This window comes from Exiguobacterium aurantiacum, from assembly GCF_024362205.1.
In the GTDB taxonomy this organism is placed as follows: Bacteria; Bacillota; Bacilli; order Exiguobacteriales; family Exiguobacteriaceae; genus Exiguobacterium; species Exiguobacterium aurantiacum_B.
Genome location: NZ_CP101462.1, coordinates 204910 through 219448, shown reverse-complemented (window position 1 = coordinate 219448; position 14539 = coordinate 204910). Strand labels below are relative to the sequence as shown.

18 protein-coding genes and 1 pseudogene are annotated in these 14539 nt (G+C 52.8%); 4 read left to right on the top strand and 15 right to left on the bottom strand.

The window, feature by feature from the left end; all coding sequences use genetic code 11:
* Window position 1: 1 nt before the first annotated feature.
* Window positions 2-1171: a GAF domain-containing protein gene (locus NMQ00_RS01290; RefSeq protein ID WP_255177582.1), complete on the bottom strand. Its 1170-nt coding sequence runs from the start codon at window positions 1169-1171 to the stop codon at window positions 2-4.
* A 159-nt stretch (window positions 1172-1330) separates the two neighbouring features.
* Window positions 1331-2158, bottom strand: a complete 828-nt coding sequence (locus NMQ00_RS01285) for a glycoside hydrolase family 191 protein (protein ID WP_255177581.1) — start codon at window positions 2156-2158, stop codon at window positions 1331-1333.
* A gap of 104 nt (window positions 2159-2262) precedes the next feature.
* On the opposite strand from NMQ00_RS01285, the gene NMQ00_RS01280 reads away from it, so the two are divergent.
* Window positions 2263-2664, top strand: a complete 402-nt coding sequence (locus NMQ00_RS01280) for an ion channel (protein WP_255177580.1) — start codon at window positions 2263-2265, stop codon at window positions 2662-2664.
* A gap of 13 nt (window positions 2665-2677) precedes the next feature.
* Here NMQ00_RS01280 and NMQ00_RS01275 read toward each other — a convergent pair whose 3' ends face one another.
* From NMQ00_RS01275 to NMQ00_RS01265, 3 genes are read right to left on the bottom strand one after another with little or no spacing between them, the layout of a single operon-like run.
* Entirely contained in the window at window positions 2678-2830 is a 153-nt protein-coding gene (locus tag NMQ00_RS01275) for a hypothetical protein (RefSeq protein WP_034779628.1), read from the bottom strand.
* Window positions 2831-2878: 48 nt separating this feature from the next.
* Entirely contained in the window at window positions 2879-3718 is an 840-nt protein-coding gene (locus tag NMQ00_RS01270; RefSeq protein ID WP_255177579.1) for an aminoglycoside 6-adenylyltransferase, read from the bottom strand.
* Window positions 3715-4317: a pentapeptide repeat-containing protein gene (locus tag NMQ00_RS01265; protein ID WP_214711219.1), complete on the bottom strand. Its 603-nt coding sequence runs from the start codon at window positions 4315-4317 to the stop codon at window positions 3715-3717. The genes NMQ00_RS01270 and NMQ00_RS01265 overlap by 4 nt, the downstream gene beginning before the upstream one ends.
* 53 nt (window positions 4318-4370) lie before the next feature.
* Between NMQ00_RS01265 and NMQ00_RS01260 the strand changes: the two genes are divergently transcribed.
* Window positions 4371-4817: an NUDIX hydrolase gene (locus NMQ00_RS01260; protein ID WP_255177578.1), complete on the top strand. Its 447-nt coding sequence runs from the start codon at window positions 4371-4373 to the stop codon at window positions 4815-4817.
* Here NMQ00_RS01260 and NMQ00_RS01255 read toward each other — a convergent pair.
* Window positions 4788-5498: a YjjG family noncanonical pyrimidine nucleotidase gene (locus NMQ00_RS01255; RefSeq protein WP_255177577.1), complete on the bottom strand. Its 711-nt coding sequence runs from the start codon at window positions 5496-5498 to the stop codon at window positions 4788-4790. The two genes, NMQ00_RS01260 and NMQ00_RS01255, sit on opposite strands and share 30 nt — an antisense overlap.
* A gap of 72 nt (window positions 5499-5570) precedes the next feature.
* Between NMQ00_RS01255 and NMQ00_RS01250 the strand changes: the two genes are divergently transcribed.
* Window positions 5571-6413: a GNAT family N-acetyltransferase gene (locus tag NMQ00_RS01250; RefSeq protein ID WP_255177576.1), complete on the top strand. Its 843-nt coding sequence runs from the start codon at window positions 5571-5573 to the stop codon at window positions 6411-6413.
* A 145-nt stretch (window positions 6414-6558) separates the two neighbouring features.
* Here NMQ00_RS01250 and NMQ00_RS01245 read toward each other — a convergent pair.
* From NMQ00_RS01245 to NMQ00_RS01225, 5 genes and pseudogenes are all read right to left on the bottom strand, one after another.
* Window positions 6559-7904, bottom strand: a pseudogene (locus NMQ00_RS01245) (IS1182 family transposase); the annotation flags it as partial.
* 307 nt (window positions 7905-8211) lie between these two features.
* A complete protein-coding gene (locus NMQ00_RS01240) occupies window positions 8212-9159 on the bottom strand; it encodes an alpha/beta hydrolase (protein ID WP_255177575.1) in 948 nt (315 codons plus the stop codon).
* Window positions 9160-9218: 59 nt separating this feature from the next.
* Window positions 9219-9575 (bottom strand): hypothetical protein, encoded by a 357-nt coding sequence (locus NMQ00_RS01235; protein WP_255177574.1) that lies wholly within the window; start codon window positions 9573-9575, stop codon window positions 9219-9221.
* Entirely contained in the window at window positions 9575-10330 is a 756-nt protein-coding gene (locus tag NMQ00_RS01230; protein ID WP_255177573.1) for an HAAS domain-containing protein, read from the bottom strand. The genes NMQ00_RS01235 and NMQ00_RS01230 overlap by 1 nt, the downstream gene beginning before the upstream one ends.
* Window positions 10305-10658, bottom strand: coding sequence for a PadR family transcriptional regulator (locus NMQ00_RS01225; protein WP_029594492.1), 354 nt, complete (start codon window positions 10656-10658; stop codon window positions 10305-10307). Before NMQ00_RS01225 ends, NMQ00_RS01230 begins: the two co-directional genes overlap by 26 nt.
* Window positions 10659-10828: 170 nt before the next feature.
* On the opposite strand from NMQ00_RS01225, the gene NMQ00_RS01220 reads away from it, so the two are divergent.
* Window positions 10829-12286: an aldehyde dehydrogenase family protein gene (locus NMQ00_RS01220; RefSeq protein ID WP_255177572.1), complete on the top strand. Its 1458-nt coding sequence runs from the start codon at window positions 10829-10831 to the stop codon at window positions 12284-12286.
* Window positions 12287-12331: 45 nt separating this feature from the next.
* Here NMQ00_RS01220 and NMQ00_RS01215 read toward each other — a convergent pair whose 3' ends face one another.
* From NMQ00_RS01215 to NMQ00_RS01200, 4 genes are all read right to left on the bottom strand, one after another.
* On the bottom strand, window positions 12332-12670 hold the full coding sequence (locus NMQ00_RS01215; protein ID WP_255177571.1) for a zinc ribbon domain-containing protein YjdM: 339 nt from the start codon (window positions 12668-12670) through the stop codon (window positions 12332-12334).
* 66 nt (window positions 12671-12736) lie between these two features.
* Complete coding sequence (locus tag NMQ00_RS01210; protein WP_255177570.1) at window positions 12737-13249, bottom strand: GNAT family N-acetyltransferase; 513 nt, start codon at window positions 13247-13249, stop codon at window positions 12737-12739.
* 112 nt (window positions 13250-13361) lie between these two features.
* Window positions 13362-13691: a four-helix bundle copper-binding protein gene (locus NMQ00_RS01205; RefSeq protein ID WP_034779654.1), complete on the bottom strand. Its 330-nt coding sequence runs from the start codon at window positions 13689-13691 to the stop codon at window positions 13362-13364.
* Between the two features lie 83 nt (window positions 13692-13774).
* The gene (locus NMQ00_RS01200; protein WP_255177569.1) at window positions 13775-14386 is read right to left on the bottom strand and encodes a protein kinase family protein; all 612 of its coding nucleotides are present in this window, start codon (window positions 14384-14386) and stop codon (window positions 13775-13777) included.
* Window positions 14387-14539: the final 153 nt, after the last annotated feature.

Here is a 14539-nt window from a genome sequence, read left to right as displayed (position 1 = left end):
GTCACACTCCCTTCTGGATCAAAATCCCTTCGATCCGGTCATAGATTCGTTGACGGTGTTCCTCACTCGTTCCCGGGAGTAACAGCAATAGCTTGTTCTCCTCCGGGTCATACCCGACGACATCAATTTCCCGCAAATACGAATGGACGATGGCCTCGATACTCTCGAGTGAGACCGGTTCATAGCCGAGCGCATAATCGAGCACGATATAGGGCTGTCCGTGGTGAAGTTTCTTTTGCTCTTGGATGGCCACGAGTTCCGTGAACGCCTCTTTCTTATAAAACGAAGTGCCTTTATGCATCTTCTCGTGTTGCTCTTTGCGAATCAGGTTCTCGGCGTTTTGAATGCGCGTCCCGATCCAGGAGAAGAGGATGTTGAGGACGTGCAAATCATCGGTCGTCAATTTCCGAAGCGGTAGCCGCTTGATGACGACGACTTCACGGGTTGTGCCGTCTACGATAATCGGTGCGAGCAACATCGGGTCCGTGTTCTCATCGTCGAGTTGACGGAGCGTCGTCTCTTGGACTTGGAAGAACCGTTTGAACATACTCGACGCCTCATCGAGGAAAATCGTTTGCGGGAATTCTTTCTTGTCCGTTTGGCGAATCAAGAGACGCATCGACTTCTGAGAGCGGTCAACGTGGTAAATGGCGACATCGCTCGCTAGGAACGTTTTTTTCAACAGACGAATCGTCTCGCTTCGAATCAATTCTGGATGTGGCAAATCGAGCGATACGGCAAGTTCATACAATTGGTTCAGGCTGTACTCGGATTGAAGTAGTTTTTGACGAAGTGTGGTTTGCGAAGTGTTGAGTAAATCGACGGTCTCTTTCAAATACGTGTTTTCATCTTTCAGTTCTTCGTTGCGGAACTGACCGATTTCGTAACGCTCTCGAAATGAGGTGCTGAACAACCCGACGATGACAGTGATGGCGAAGTAGTAAAACAATGTAAGAAGTGAGTTTGTATCGTAGAACAACAGGAAGATATCTCCCCCTATTAAGCCGGTGTATAACACTTTATAGAGGAGCAAAATGCCGAAACTGATTAAGCCGAAAATCGTTCCATACCTGAGGGCGAACAGGATGGCGGCCACGTAAAACAAGTTCAGTTCGTTTTGAATCGTGCCTAGACTGAAGAATAAATCAATTCCGATCAATAGTGCGAACACGACAAGAATCTCGACCCATTTGAGCCATGGACGGTCTTGAGCGTACAGAATGATAATCCCCTCCTCATGGATAATGTCTCTTCAGTTTTAATATAGGATAATCAACCGCCCTTGGACAGGCGTGCACAATCCCTTATCTTCTCTTACCCTAATTAGCGCCTAAAAATCCCATGTATTGTAATATGTCGGTTCGTGATAATGGATGAACCCGTTCGCCTCGGCCATATCCCGACTTGTCGCTTCTTCTTGGTCTGAGACGGTGAGGACAGCGATTCCGTATTCGTCCTGAATCGCGTTCATTCGATCGAGCATCTCCATCGACCAAGAATCGGACGTGATTTCCGTGTAGTTAAAACCTTCCCACATGAAGCCTTCCACATAAGGCGCACTCGTTCGTTCGAGCGTCTCGATGCCCCAGTTTTGGACGACAGGAACGCCCGGATACGCTTGTTCAATCGCTTGTAAAAAGGCCTCAAGCCCAGCCAGCTGTTCTTCTAAGTCGTCCGGATAGTCGAGGTGGACGTCATCGATATCACCGACCGTGTCGAGGAAAATTCCGTCCAGATGTTTATTGATGACTTGTTTTTGAATCTCACGGATTAAAATTTTACGGAAATCGGACGAGCTGATATCCGTCAAATACGAATCCCATTTCGGGAAATAGATGCGCTCCCCGTCCCGATAGAAGAAATCGTCTTTGTCCATTTGACCGATGAGCGCTCGATTCCACGTGTCCGCTTCCATCACGTTAATATAGCCGAGCACTTTCGTCCCGTTCGACCGAATCGTTTCAATCTGTTCCGGTGTATACCAAATCGGTTCGATGATGACGAGGTCGTATCGGGCCATATCTTCAATAATCGCCTCGGTGGGCATGTTGTAAAAAATCTTATAGGAATGGATCTCATCAAAATCAAACGGCTCTTTCGTCGTACATCCTCCTAAAAAGAAGATGAGCAATAAGCCGCCCATTAAACATCGTCGCACTCGGACACCTCCTTGTTGAATGAATCCGTCTTGGTGTGAATCGGTCCGTTTGACGGTGAACGATCAGGGAAACAACATAATACAGTCTGTCACAGAAGGGAGAAATGGGCGTGAATTCCATTTTATTGACGATTGCCCTGTTATTCATCGGTTTGAACGTGTTTACCTTCTTTCAGCGCCAAACGTACAAGCAGACCGCTTTTGATTTGCGTTTGTTCAGCCATTTGTTCGTCAGCCTGCTCGGCGTGATGATCGGGTTCGCCTTGATTTACTACGCGCTCTCACGAGATGGTGTCATCTTGGTGACCTCACTCGAGACGATGACCGCGGTCGAACCAAGCTGGCGCAATCTGCTCTACTTTAGCGGGGTCACGTTGCTATCCATCGGGTTCGGCGACTTGCTACCGATTGGCCCGGCCCGGCTGTTCGCCTTGCTCGAAGCGGCCATCGGGATCTTGTTGCCGACGGCGTTTTTTGTAAAATCGATATACAAAAAAGAAGACTGAAAAAAACAGTCTTCTAACGTCCAGTGATCAGTAAATACATGTTGAAGGCGACAAGTCCAAGCGGAAATAAGGCCACGACTAAAATCGGCCATTTTTTCGTCCGGATGCCGACAAATAAAAGTAAACTCCCCACTAGGAGCGCGATGAACGTCGTATACGGATTCAAGCGTCATTCCCCCTTCTATAGAGGGGCTTTTCCCGACTCAACCAAAAACTAATCGTTTGAACACCAAAGCGTCGAAAAGGCGTCACGAATTCGTTGCGCCTCCGCTTCTTGAAACGGATATCCGGCTTGGTCGGCCACGCGGCGACTGACCCGCTCAAATTGTTCCACCAACGTCGCATGGGCCGTTTCCATCGCTAGTGTCTCGGCTGATGTGTATGTATCGAGATAGGCTTGCCATACTTCAGGGGCCAGATATCTCTCCAGCCCATCCCCGGACTTTCCTCCGTTCGCTGTAAAGTTTGTCGCAAAACCGACTTCCCACGCGAGCATCTGTCGGAGCATCGTCCGCATGATCATCAAATGGTCGAAAGCGTACAGCAGTTGCTTCCGATGCATCCCTTTGATGACGTAAAGTGACACCCACCAAAACTCGTTCCAGCACTGCTCATAGTCGAATCGGCTCGGCCGGTTGATGCGGTACGAATGATCGGACGGAATCGGTTGACCGGCGATGCTGTCTTTGTCGACGAGGACGATACTGAGTGAATCCGTTTGAATCGTCGCCTCCACGTCACGCAGCGGGCGGACGGTCAAATCGACGCGGTGTCCCGCTGCAAACTGGACGAGAAACGCGTAATGTTCATACTCGACGTCTCCTGGCACCTCGTCTGGCGTCTGCATGATCAACACATCCCCGAGCGGCACCAGCCAAGAGCGATCTTCGATGAACGCGGTCACGTCTTTCACGAAACAAGTGATATCCACGTCTTGAAAGCGGTCTGTCGACACGTTCGGATTGACGAGCGACCCGTTCAAAACGAGGACGCGGACGTCTTCCCGCTCCAAGGCCAATGACGTCAAATACTCGAGCACTTGCTTATTGGTCATATGACGTTTGCCCCGAGCGAACGGGCAATTTGAACGGCCTGCATGACGTCAAGCGTCGCTTGTTTCAGAATGACGTCCGAGAAATCGACCCCATCCATCTCGGCCCCTACAAAATCAGCACCGGTGCAATCGGCATGTTGCAAGACGGCACGTGACAAGACGGCGTTCGTCCAGCGTGATTCTTTCAAGTCTGCACCATATAAATCGGCCTCGGTCAAACGGACACCGGACCAATCCATCTTCCGGAGCGGAGCGTGACGCAGATTGACGAACGACCAATCACCCTCGCGCACGACGACCCCTTCAAACGTGCATGACTCAAACGACGAACCCGTCATCTTGCATTGGTCGAACTCGCTTAAAAACAGGTTCGCCCCGTTGAACTGACAATTCAGGAACGAGCTGCCGCTGTGGCGTGAAGCGTTCCACTTCGAATCGGTGAAGTCACAGTTGATGAAACGACACTGTTCGGTCTCGAACTCGGTCGCATCGATATAGGTGAAGCGACAGTTCTCGAACGTCGTCTGCGTGAGTTGGATGTCACGGAGCGTCTCGTCGCGGAAGTCCTCGCCTTTATAACTCTCATTTGATTGAAACATGATCTGCCTCCTTGGCGTATACTTGATGTAGCTTAAGGAATGGAGTGATGAAAATGGATATCGTATTTCCGACCGAGCACGGCACGTTCAATTATCGCGTCGCCGGCATCTGGGTCCAAGACGGTCATTTGCTCGTTCATCGGAACGTGAACGATGACTTTTGGGCGTTACCGGGTGGACGCGTCGGCATCGGCGAAGAGGCCGAGCTCGCTTTGACGCGTGAGCTGCAAGAAGAACTCGAAGCAACACTGACGGGAACGACGTTCGCTTTCGTTTCCAAAAATTTCTTCACGTATTTGGAGCGCACGGTCCATGAAATCGGCATGTACTTTTATGTATCGGGTGACCTCCCGCTCCGTCACGGAGATTTCCATGGACCAGAAGGGAATCACCTCATCTATCGTTGGCAGCCGCTCGACGCGCTCCGGGACTTGAAACTCTTCCCAGAGACGCTCTACGCGTTGCCGCAATCACTGCCGCCCCACTTTATCGACCGCTGAGCCGGACAGAATCGATTTCAACTCGTGCAAGTCTTGAATCTCATACGTCGTCTCGACCGACGCCGCAATCTCGTGCGGATTGTACCAGCACGTGTCGAGCCCATACATGCGACCGCCGGCGATGTCTGCCGTCAACGAGTCCCCGACGATGAGTCCGCGTTCCGGTGCCACGTTCGGAACTCGGTCAAATACATAGTCGAAAAATGGCTTCATCGGCTTTTGCGAACCGGTCGCGTCCGAGACGAACACGTCCTGGAAATAAGGGAGCAGTCCCGACGCTTCGAGCCGCTTGAACTGAGTCTCCGTCACACCATTCGTGACGATATAGAGCGGATACTGTTCACTGAGCGTTCGGACGAGCTCGAGTGCCCCATCGATGATGTGCACCCCGTCGTGCAAATGGTCGCGATAGCGCTGTTCGACTTCATGCGCGTCGATCGTGATGCCGAGCGTATCGAACAGTTGCGTGTGTCGGCCCATCAAGACGTCTTCCCGTCCGACCTCGCCGCGCTCGAAGGCGCGCCATAATCCGTTATTGATCGTCACATACTGCTGTTTCAATTCATCCGTCATCCGAACGTTGTGGGCAGCGAGCAACTGCTCCAAGGCGACGTGCTCGCTCTGTTTAAAGTCGAGCAATGTATCGTCGACATCGAATAAAATCGCTTCATATCGTTTCATGATCTGTATTACCCCTCTCTGCCTCTAATGTACAGGAATGGGCCGAGAAGTTCAAAACAGGGAGTGAGCCACATGCCAAAACCACCAATCAGCAACCTCGAGTATTCCGATAAAGAACTCGCGTCGTTTTTCTATTTGGCCGACGAGACATTCGGCATCGATTTTCGCGAGTGGTACAACGCTGGCGAATGGACTGACCACTATCGCTGTTATTCATTGACGTTCTATCGGAATGTCATCTCGAACGTCGGGATGAGCCGGATGACAGTGATGATGGACGGAACCGCGCGCGAAGCGTATCAAATCGGAACGGTCATGACGGACGAGATCCGACAAGGACAAGGGCTCGCCACCCGCATTTTTAAGCATTTGTTCAAGCAGCACGACACGGATGGGTTGCCTTATTTCCTAGCTTGCAACGAAAGCGTTGAACCGTTTTACGAGCAGCAAGGATTCACCGCCCAACCCGAACCGGAGCTCTTCGTTTCAGTGTCGGGATCAGCGCCCGCGCTTGAACGCGTCGACGTCGATGCCGAACAGTGGCGTCGTTTCAAACTGGAGTCGCTCCCGTTTTCACCGCGACTGTATACGACAGACGACATGCACATTTGGATGTTTCATTACTATCAAGGGATGGACGAGGACGTGTATCGTTTCGATGACGTCCATGTCATTTATATGATTGAGCGCTCGCGCTTAAATTTGTATGCCGTGCTGTCGCCGCGACCTGTCGATATGCGTGACGTCGTGGCCCGCCTCTCCTTTGAAGGCATCACCGAAATCGTCTTTAAATTCACGCCCGATCTGGACGGCGTGGAACAACGTCCGTCCCGCGACGGCCAATGGATGATTCGCATGAACGAAGGACAATTTTTCCCGGAAGGCTGTCGCTTCCCTTATTTATCGAAAGCATGAAAAAAACTCGCCTCAGGGGCGAGTTCAGGCTGTTGACGAACCAATTCGCTTTTCGCGGATTGGTTCGTCTTTTTTTAGGTTCGATGAGCTTGAGGCGCTCTGCCCGGCACAAGATTGAAAAAATGGTATGTATACGGTCTCTCCAGGCCAACAGGTTGGCCAGCTTCTTCATGTTTTGTGCGGTGGCTGCCACCAGGTTGGCGCGCTGGACCGCCTCACGCCCACGGTAGAACGTGAAACGGAGCCCATGAAGCTCCTTCGCGTCAGCGAACGAGCGCTCCACGGTCTGTGGCCGGAGACGGTATAGGTATTGACCGGATGCGGTCAATCGATTTCTGTTCACCGCTTCGAGGAACGGCTCGTCCAAATGGCGCGTGATGATCCGACGGTTCGTCTCGTTCTCCATGCATTTTTCGAGGAGCGGGCAGTCTTGACAGACTTTCGGGTCGGACACGTATTGACGGTATCCTTGGCGGGTCGTCGTGCTGTAACGGAGGATTTGGCGGGCCGGGCAGCGATAGGCGTCCTCATCCGCGAGGTAGGTGAATTTGGACTTTCGGAACTTCCCTTTCTTGCCGCCGAAGCGGCGTCTCGAGATGACGCTATAGATGCCACGATTGACGAGCGACTTGGCGATCTCCGTTGAGAAATAGCCCGCGTCGAGCGCCACCGCCTCGAGCGGGAAGGCGAAATGCTGAAGAATGTAGTCCAGACGCTCCAGATAGACGGTACTGTCATGCACGTTCCCCGGCGTGACGTAGGCATCGACGATGAAGTTATACTTTGCGTCGACCGTTCGGTGGACGAGCCAAAAGAAGCCTTCCGGCTTCCGGGTCCGATACATATAGCCCGCCTCGGGATCGGTCCGGCTCACCTTGCTCACCTTCTTTTTAGGTTCGCTGGGCTCGGCGGGCTCTAGCGCTTTTTTCCGTGCGCGGACCGATCCTCGTTCACGCGCGCCAACAGCTCGTCCTCGACCGCAGTGACGACCGCGTCGACCTCGGTCTTGTCGAACTTCTTCTTGCTGGCGTTCGCCCGGATATGGGTCGAATCCGTGAGGAGGATCCGTCCCGAGACGAGGTGATGCGCCTCCGCCTGGTGGATGATGTCGTCAAAAATTTGTTGGAAGACGTCCGTCCCGGCGAACCGTCGCCGGTAGGCTTGGCTGATCGTCGAATGGTCAGGGACTTTCTCGTCCATCCCGAGCCCGAGGAACCATCGGTACGCCAGGTTCGTCTCGATCTCCTTGATGGTCCGGCGGACGGACCGGATGTTGAACAACGGGCCGAGGAGGATGATCTTGATGAGGATCTCCGGATCGATGCCGGGCTGCCCGGTGTTCGAATAGAGCGGTGCACACAGACGATGGACGATGGAGAAGTCGACATGGCGGTCGATCTTTCGGACAAGGTGGTCTTTCGGGACCAACTGGTCCAACGAGGCCGCGGTGTGGATCGGTTCATGACGTTTGGCGATGTGGGCTCGGTACATGATTGATTCCCCTTCCTGTTCGGAGGCGGTGACGGTCCATACCTACCGTTTCCCGTTTTCATCGGTTCGAAGAACATATCTGGGCTTTTTCTTCGGCCATCGAGGCCTCAGAAAAAGACAAACGGCCGCCAGATGGCGACCGTTTGAGTTGCTCGTCCGACGGCGCCCCGACTCCTGCAGGAGAGCAATCCGACGGAGACCCAGCAGCGACGCTAGTCGCGATGCGGCTCCGGGATTGCCTGCGGAAAGCGTGGGCGCCGAAAGGACGAGCGATTCGATTGAGGTTAGTCAACAAGCTGAACTCGCCTCAGGGGCGAGTTTTTTGTGTATGGAATGCGTGTCCGAGCGACTGTGCCGCTTCTTTGACGGCTCGTCTCGCTTCCGGGACGTACGTGTAATAGTTGACGAACCCGTGAATCAAGCCATCGTAATTTTGATACATCACCGGGACACCAAGACTAATCAATTTGTTGGCATATGCGCGTCCGAGATCTCGGAGCGGGTCGTATTCGGCCGTCAACAACGTCGTCGGGGGAAGGTCCCCCAAATGGTCCGAAAAAATCGGCGAGGCGTACGGATGCATCAATTCCGACTCATCATGGAAGTATTGTTGCTGGAACCACCGGATGAGCCCTTCATCGAGCAGATAACCGTTCGCGTAATCAATCAATGACAGCGGCAAGTTCTCCTCGGTCCCGGTTACCGGGTAAAACAGCAACTGATGCATGACGAGGGGGCGACCTCGTTCGATCGCCATCAAGGCGCAGACCGTGGCGAGTGTCCCGCCAGCGCTGTCACCGCCGACCGCGAGACGTTCGGCGTCAATCTGGAGTTCAGAGGTATGATCCGCAATCCAAACGAGCGTCTCATAGCTATCGTAGACGGCTGTCGGAAACTTATGTTCCGGAGCGAGTCGATAGCCGACCGAGATGACGGTGCAGTCGGCCTCGTTCGCGATCGTCCGGCATATCGCATCATGGGTGTCGAGACTGCCCGTGACATATCCGCCTCCATGATAATACACGAGTGCTGGCGCGATCGTTCGACCCGACCGATAGATGCGGATCGGGAGCGAGCGGTCCGGTAGCACAATCACGCGCTCCTCAACTTCATGCACGTGCTCTTTATGTTGAAACCGGGTCATCATTGCGTCTTCTTGTCGTCTTAATTCGAACGGATCCAATTGGTCATATGTGGTCGAGAGCTGATTTTGAAACTGGTTCAAATAAAATTGAATCGTCGGATTGACTGGCAATGGGAATCCCTTCTTTCTCTTTTAGGCGTACAGTTGCCTATTCCCAGCCGCGTCCGACCTTAAGCAGATTCACGTGCTTTTTCAAACGCCCACCGATACACGTACCCCACGCCGACCCCGCTCGCGAACACGACGGTCCATATGTTCATGACGATCGACTGGTTGAACGGCTTGAAGAAGTAATCCCATGCCCCATCGATGTACCCGACCATTGCCGTAGAAATGAAATAGGAGATGATAAGCCCTAAAGCAATCCATCGAAGCCATCCGCGCCGACTAAACCGCCACACGTTCCACCACATGACGGCCGGAACCACGAGATAACCGAGCGCATTCCCCCACAGAAAGTCTGCCGCTGTCACGAAAAAGCCCCACGGCAGACACAAGAGACCGACTAAGATGATCCGCCCCCGCATCAGGCTTGTCCTTGTTGATTCTTTTTCCACAAAACGAACAAGAAGATCCCCATCCCGACGAATAAAATTAACATCGAGAAAATCAGTTGTTGCTCGAGCGGCAAGCTCGTCTGAGCGAACGCATATTGTGGCCCGAACAAGAGAATCGGAATGATCAGATTGATCCATGTTTTCGTCCAAACCGAGACGATGAGCAACGTGACGACGGCAAGGCCGAGCAACACGAGTTGGCCAGTCGGGCCGAACACAATCGTCGGGGTCTCGACGAAGATGTCGAGTATCATCAACCCGAGGAATAACGTCATCGGCATCGCCGCGAGCGCGATGTACGTCGCCCCATTTTTGATTTTACTTTCTTTTGAGCGAACCGACATGTTGCGGAACGCTTGTGCGGCGGCCAGCAAGAACAGGACGGCGACGAGTGGGAACCCAATCAACTGGACCGTTGAGAACGTCATCTCACCTTGGATGAAGTTAGAAATGATGATGTACGCGAACACGTTCGGGATGATCATCGCGATGATTTTGAAAAACCCTTTCCCATCGAACGCCATCTCACGACCGAGATGCTGCATGTAGGCTTTCGGACTTTGGCCGACGACATCGTCCACGCTTTTCCCTGCCCGTTCCGCCTCCTCAAGGTGATCTTTCAACTCCTCGACAACGTCTTTCACTTCATCTTCCGACTTCCCGCTCGACATGAGATATACCGCCAAATCATCCAAAAAGTCACGACTCTTTTTTGAAAGTTCCATCTTCATTCCCCTCTCCGAGTACGCGGTCGACACCGCTTGACACTTCCGCCCAACGTTGTTTGAAGGCGAGCAATTCTTGCTGTCCCGCTTCCGTCAAGATGTAATACTTTCGCTTCGGCCCTCCGGACGGCAGTGTTTTTTGAATCGTCTCGACCCAGCCGTCTTTCTTCATCCGTAACAAGACCGGATAGATACTGCCCTCACTCACCATCGTGAATCCATACGCCTGTAGCTTCTCCGACATCTCGTAGCCGTACGTCTCGCCTTTATCGATGATGGCCAACAGGCAACCTTCGAGTAGTCCTTTTAACATTTGACTCATCGCCATGGCGTAACCTCACTTTCACCAAACTAACTTGTTATACACAATAGTAATGGAAGGCACTACCAATTTCAACTACTTTGTAAAACAAGTTAGTTGCGCATCGAGAGGTTTATTTTTTCAAATCAGGTGAATACTTCTTAAGGTGAATCAAAAAGATAAAGGAGTGTTTGAATATGCATACCGATTTTACAAAGATGTACATTGATGGCCAATGGGTTGAAGGATCAAGCGACAAATCGATCGACAACGTCAACCCGTTCACGGACGAGACGTTATTCTCCATCCGGTCCGCCGACGAGTCCGATCTCGACAAGGCTTATGAGGTCGCCAAAAGAGCACAAGTCGAATGGGCGACGATGCTCCCGCAAAACCGACGCGCCTTGATTGAGAAGTTCGCCGAGGTGACGTCACAACATAAAGAAGATATCGTCGAGTGGCTCGTCAAAGAGTCGGGCAGCACGCGCATCAAAGCAGAAGGCGAATTTTTAGCCTCGATGGCGATCATCAAAGAAGCTGCGACGTTCCCGTTCCGCATGGACGGGCTCATCAAACCGTCGATCGTCCCGAACAAAGAGAACCGGGTTTACCGGAAACCGCTCGGCGTCATCGGCGTCATCAGCCCATGGAACTTCCCGTTCCACCTCGCGGTCCGCTCAATCGTCTCCGCACTCGCGACGGGCAATACCGTCGTCGTCAAACCGGCGACGGCGACACCGGTCACAGGAGGTCTCTTGTTCGCTTCGTTATTTGAGGAGGCAGGCCTACCGAAAGGCGTCTTGAACGTCGTCGTCGGTCGCGGTTCGGAGATCGGGGACGCGATCGTCGAGCACCCAGTGCCAAAACTCATCTCGTTCACCGGTTCGACCGAGGTAGGCAAAGGCATCGCCGAAAAGGCCGGACGCCTGTTGAAAAAGACAGCGCTCGAACTCGGCGGGAATAACGTCTTCGTCGTGTTGGACGACGCCGACATCGACCGTGCCGTGGAATCAGCCGTCTATTCGAAGTTCTATCACCAAGGGCAAATCTGTATGTCGACGAACCGCATTCTTGTCGCCGAGTCGATTCACGATGCGTTCCTCGAAAAATTCGTCGAGCGGGTCCGCGCCTTGAAGTTCGGCAATCCGAACGAATCGGATACACAAGTCGGCCCGCTCATCGACCACGATCAAGTCGAGCGCATCCTTGACCAAATCAAGCAGACGGTCGATGCCGGTGCGACGCTCCAGGTCGGCGGCAACGCTGACGGGAACGTGCTCGAGCCGACCGTTGTGAGCGGTGTCACGAATGATATGCCGCTCGCGAAAAATGAGATTTTCGGACCGGTCGCCGTCATTCTGTCATTCAAGGACGACGCCGAGGCGCTAAAACTCTCGAACGAGTTGCCGTACGGACTGAGCGGTGCCGTCCACGGTTCAATCTATCGCGCGACCGAGTTCGCCCGCCAAGTCGAGACGGGGATGATTCACGTCAACGACCAATCGGTGAACGATGAGCCGCACTTGCCGTTCGGCGGTGAGAAAGATTCTGGTCTCGGTCGTTTCAACGGCGAATGGGTGCTCGAGGAGTTCACGACGCTCCAATGGGTATCCGTCATGCACGAACGCCGCGAATACAAACCATTCTTCTCATAAACAGCAAAAAGCGTGTTGGTCCGTGAACGGATCAACACGCTTTTTTTAGATTTTTTTCACGAACTCTGATTTGAGCTTCATCGCACCGAAGCCGTCAATCTTGCAGTCGATGTCATGGTCCCCGTCGACGAGACGGATGCTTTTCACTTTCGTGCCTTGTTTGACGACGAGCGACGTCCCTTTCACCTTTAAATCTTTGATGACCGTGACCGTGTCCCCGTCTTGGAGCACGTTTCCGTTCGCGTCTTTGATTTGCGCGTCCGCTTCTGCCTCGGCCGCCTCGCTCGGTGACCACTCGTACGCACATTCCGGACAGACGAGCAAGCTCCCGTCCTCATACACGTAAGACGATTGACACTTCGGACAATTCGGTAGTTCTGTCATGCTGATTCCTCCATTCGATTCACTGTCCCCAGTATACCGTATTTTCGGAACGTCGACAGCTAGCGGTCAGCCTTCTTGCGGAGTCTCAGGACCTTTCAAATCGAGTTGATAAAACGATAAGTCGAGCCACTTCCCGAACTTGTAGCCGGCCCGTTTAATCGTTCCGGAATGGACAAATCCTAACTTTTCATGCGCTTTGACGCTCGCGATGTTGGCGGCATCGATGCCACCGATCATCGTCTTCACTTCCCGTTCCTCACCGATGCGGATAATCTCACGGAGCAACTTGTTGCCGATGCCTTTCCCCCGGTAGCCGGGATGGACGTACACCGAGTGTTCGACCGTATAATGATAGGCCGGCCAAGGGCGGAACGGACCGAACGTGGCAAAGCCCATCACGACATCGCCTTCTTCCCATACGATGATTGGAAGTCCGGCCGCTTTTTTCTCTTCGTACCACGCGATACGATTTTGCAGCGTCACCGGCTCGTAATGGTAGACGGCGGTACTGTTGACGATGGCATCATTATAAATATGTAGGACGGCCTGAAGGTCGTCTCGACGGCAGTTACGAATCATACATACACCACTTTCATACGTTTTCTTCATTATACTTATCTCGATTTCAAAATACACGTGACGATTCACTGCCACATAAAAAAAGTCAGCCGTTTTGACTGACTTTTTCACATTATGCTGCCAAGCGGTCACACATCGACGCGCACTCGAAACAGACACGCGCACACTCTTGGCAATGTTCGTGCTTATGTTTCTCGCACTCTTGGGCGCACGCCTTACAGACGACCGCACAAGCCCGGGCGAGTTCCGGTACGAACGCCGAATCCCGGGTCATCGCCTCGGCGAGGAACGAACAGATTGCGGCGCACTCACGGTCGAGTCGGATACAGTCGACCATCATCTTCACGTCATGTTCCTCGAGACAAGATTCAAGACAGTAATTGCACGTCTCCACGCAATCGTGCAACGTTTCCAGTTCGTTCGCATAAATTCGATGAGCCATGTATTCGTCCTCCTTTTGAATGACTACACAACGACAATACGTTACTGTTGTTCCCTAATCTCCAAAAGAAAAACGACCGTCGACTAACGTCTCGGGTCGTTCACGAACGTGCGATATAAATAGGCGACACCGTTCAACCAGCGCTCCGAATACCGCTTCGGCATGAAGCGGAGGCGATAGAGCCGATACATCCGCTTCAAATCTTCCCATTGGTGATCGATTTGTTGCCCTTGTCGGAACCGCGCCAAGTCAATCAAATAGATGCGGCCGTCCGGCGTGAGGATGAGGTTGCGTAAATGGACGTCGGACGGGGTCAACCCGAGTCTCCGGGCCGCTATCAGCGCCTGATCGACTTGCTCGATGTACGCGGGGTCGATCCAAATGCCTTCAATCAAACACTCAAACAGCGTCTTCCCTTCGATATAGTCGATGACGATATAGGTCGGACCTGCGTCGTACAGACCCGGGAATTGAGGCAATCCCTCAAGCGTCCGATAGATCATGGCTTCCTCGGCCGCGATGTGCGTATAGCCGGGAAAAAATACTTTAATGACGAGTCGCGTAGCTTTTATGCGGAATACGGCAGCGCTGCGCCCGATCCCGTGCAGTTCGAGGTCGGGATGATAGGCGGTCACACGCGTGTCTTGCCCGTGTCGCTCAAACGCGACGTCCGCATATTGTTCATAATGATTCATAAGATACTCCTCTTTTTCAGTTCATCTCTTTCCTATCATAACTGAAATCACTTTCATTTGACTCGGTCGGCGTCCGTCCGATACGCCCAATAAGTGACGCATCCCCCGTTTATCTCTATAATGAAAGCGACAGACAATGAGGAGGAACCAATC